At 39.3% G+C, this 3,551-nt stretch carries 2 protein-coding genes; one reads left to right on the top strand and one right to left on the bottom strand.

All coding sequences use genetic code 11. The features are described 5' to 3' along the window. Positions 1–141 precede the first annotated feature (141 nt). On the bottom strand, positions 142–1,638 hold the full coding sequence (locus tag F6K15_RS37605; protein WP_293071162.1) for an FAD-dependent oxidoreductase: 1,497 nt from the start codon (positions 1,636–1,638) through the stop codon (positions 142–144). Positions 1,639–2,568: 930 nt separating this feature from the next. Between F6K15_RS37605 and F6K15_RS37600 the strand changes: the two genes are divergently transcribed. Further along, positions 2,569–3,551, top strand: a 983-nt coding sequence (locus F6K15_RS37600; RefSeq protein ID WP_293071160.1) for a serine/threonine-protein kinase, incomplete at its 3' end; no start/stop codon positions are given.

Genomic DNA, 3,551 nt, shown 5'->3' with positions numbered 1-3,551 from the left:
GTTAACAGCAACTGGACTATGGAACTTGTACCTGATGGCAGCATAAATAATCAAATCACTAACCAAAATTAATTAGTTTAAGTTTTCATTTTTCGCTCACCTAAGTTATTTCCCAACAACTCTATTATTAATTATTAATTATTAATTGTTTCTGGTCTCAGTGATAATTTTCATTGGATAGGAATCAGCTACTAGCTTATTTGCCTCTTCAATTACTTTAATATCTGGTGTAAAAGTTGATTTTGGCACAGACTCATCAAAATTAATTAGAGTTTTTATACGTTGATAAGATTGGAATGCTACAGTGGGGAAAAACGAAAATTTGCCTGGTAAGACACACAAATAATTACTGTGAGGATTTGACTCTATCCAATAACTATAACGGCGTTTTTGCTCTTCCTGACTAATAAATTCTGTTTTCACACATTCGTAACTAAAGAGATTTCGACTGTAAAGTTTATCTTTGCCAAAATATCGTTCTGCGGACTCCAAAATTGGCTCAATATCAACTTCATCTTCATCTCCTTGATTTATGATATCGTCGTTAGTATAACTAGAATCAGCTAACATTGAGTAAACAAATTTTTCGGCCTCAATTTCACAGCTATGCACAAAATGATTGAAATGAAATTTTTTCTTAGTAGACATCCGCACAAAATTTGTATCAGTTAAGGCAGGTTGAGCTACTACCATAGCACTACGACTACGTTTGAGTTTTGCTCGTACTTGTAAATCAGACAAAAATGGTTCAAAACCTTTTCCTACTGCAAAAATAAATAACTTTGCTTTGAGACGTTTGGGAAAACCTTGTTGTGTCTGACACAAAAGACTTTTGATTTGAATTGGACCGTAACGGTCTATTAATAGTTTATCAATAACTACTCCAGTCTCGAATGTCACCCCTTGAGTGAGAGCGCTGGCAACCAGGTCTTTGATTATTGCACTGGTATTCATGGAGGAATCTAATGTTCTGATAATTTCATAGTTTGACTTTTCTAGATCGTAATAGTTATCGAATTGACTACAAAGGTTATCTATCGTTTCTGTTGAGTGACGCAACGAACAATTTAAGCCTTCATAAGCTTCGACCTGTGCATAAATTGGTGCTAGACAATTTCCATTCTGATACCAATTATGTTGTTGACCATAAGCAGTTTCTAATCTTCCCAAGACTCGGTTACGCTGAATTTCCATTTGTACCGAGTCACTCTTGAGACCAGATAGACTAATTTCAGGAGAATTTGTTCCGGGATGAATTAAATATACAGGGCGATCGTTAAACCAACCATTGAGTTTAGGGATGACTGCGGGAGTGAAAAAATTGGGTTTTGTTTCTGTCAGCGCAATATTACATTGTTCGGTAAAGTAGGAACTGTATAGATTAATTGCATCCTCTAAACTATTTACACAATTGATAAAAGTCTGAGCATCGTCATGACCTGAGTAAAGCGCGCCAGTATGAAACCAACCTTCGAGTTTACCCGAAGCAAATGTTCCTAATTGTGAGGCGCTTTCTAATACTTTGATGGAAAGATGACTATGGCGGGCGAGAAATTCAGCAATAGAAATTCCGGCAATGCCACCACCGATGATTATTACATCGACATATTCGATTTGAGAAGCTTTAATTTTTGTCATAAAAGTAGTCATAATTAGGGTTTGCGTATGGAAAGTCTTTTTGCTGGGGTAGAAGACAACCCACCCCTAACCCCTCCCAGGAGGGGAAGACAGGAGACAGGAGACAACCCACCCCTCGCCCCTCCCCCTCCTAGGAGGGGAGAAATGGGAATGAGCGAGGAGGTAGGAGCGGGCGTTTTGTCGATCATGATTTTTCGGCTTTTGCTTCGGTGAAAATCCTCACTTTTTTAACTACAGCAACCGAAAAACTCATACTTTTTAAAGGCATAATTTGCCTAAAACCAATATCAGTCAGTGCTTTGATATTTAATCAGTAAGCCCTAATTATCTCAGTTACCGTGGTTTCCCCGTGAACAACTTTCGTAAGAAGAGTCAGAAAATATAACAACGCTTCTTGTGTTTGTTGGGTTGCGCTAGCGCTTAACCCAACCTACGGTATTATAATTAATTATCGGCGTTGCTGATTATGGGTATGATCCAAGCCCCCCTAGCCCCCCAAATTTAGGGGGAATAAAACTCTAAAATTCCCCCCCCAATTGGGGGATGCGCGGGGGCGAAGGCGAGAACCAAAAAATCGCACATTCATACTTCAATTCAGCAACGCCTAATTATCTAAACCGATCGCTCAAAGCTGTTAGCTGACAGCTAGTTAAAATTCAATATTTTTAGAATAACAGGACTTACGCAAATTGACTTTTCAACCACCATTTGTAGGGGCGAATGGTATTGGCTAACGCCAAGCTCCGCATGTCGCCCTCGCTATATTTAAAGTCTCTACGTAAGTCCTGAATAATATTTTTTTTCTCATTTGTATAATTAATTCGATCGAATTAGTTAATTATACAGGAATAACATGATTTGTTTGGCAATTGAGGTCAAAATTAAGTAAAATAGTACTCACATATTTAGCCTAAATTCCTGGTGATAGTGATGTTAAACTTAGCTGGTTATCAAGAAATCAATCAAATCTATGCCGGACAACGCACGCTGGTCTATCGAGCAATTCAAGAAACTCCTCGGCAACCAGTTATCGTCAAAGTCTTACGCAACCCTCATCCTAGCTTCAATGAATTGGTTCAATTCCGCAACCAATACACGATCGCTAGTCACCTGGAACATCCAGCTATTGTTCAATGCTTATCCTTAGAAACCTATACTAATGGTTATTCCTTAGTAATGGCCGACTCAGGATCGATTGCTCTATCCGATTATTGGCCGACTCAAACCCATTCCCTCAATGAATTTCTCCACATAGCTATCCAACTAGCAGAAGCTCTCCAATATCTGACTCAACAACGTATTATCCACAAAGATATCAAACCCGCTAATATTCTCATCCACCCTGAAACTCATCTAGTCAAACTCATCGACTTCAGCATCTCCACTTTACTACCAAAAGAACAACAACAACTGATAAACCCCAATATTCTTGAAGGAACCCTGGCCTATATTTCCCCCGAACAAACTGGACGCATGAATCGAGGTATTGACTATCGCACCGACTTCTACTCTCTCGGTGTAACATTTTTTGAACTGCTAACCAGAAAATTACCGTTTGATACCCGTGACCCCATGGAACTTGTGCATTGTCATCTGGCGAAAATGCCAACTGTATTAGGGAACAAGGAAGAGATACCCCAAGTGCTGTCAGATATTGTGATGAAGTTAATGGCCAAAAATGCTGAGGAGCGCTATCAGAGTGCTTTGGGTTTGAAATACGATCTAGAGGAATGTCTACAGCAGTTAGAAACTACAGGAAAAATTACATCGTTTGAGCTGGGAGAAAGGGATGTATGCGATCGCTTTATGATCCCGGAAAAGCTCTACGGAAGGGATAAAGTTGTTCAAACTTTACTCAATTCTTTCGAGCTTGTAGTGGGTGGTGCAAGGGAACTAATGCTCGTAGCAGGATT

Source organism: Okeania sp. SIO2B3, from assembly GCF_010672525.1.
GTDB lineage: Bacteria > Cyanobacteriota > Cyanobacteriia > Cyanobacteriales > Microcoleaceae > Okeania.
Note: the sequence above shows the minus strand (reverse complement) of the source record. Positions and strands in the feature narration are given on the sequence as shown.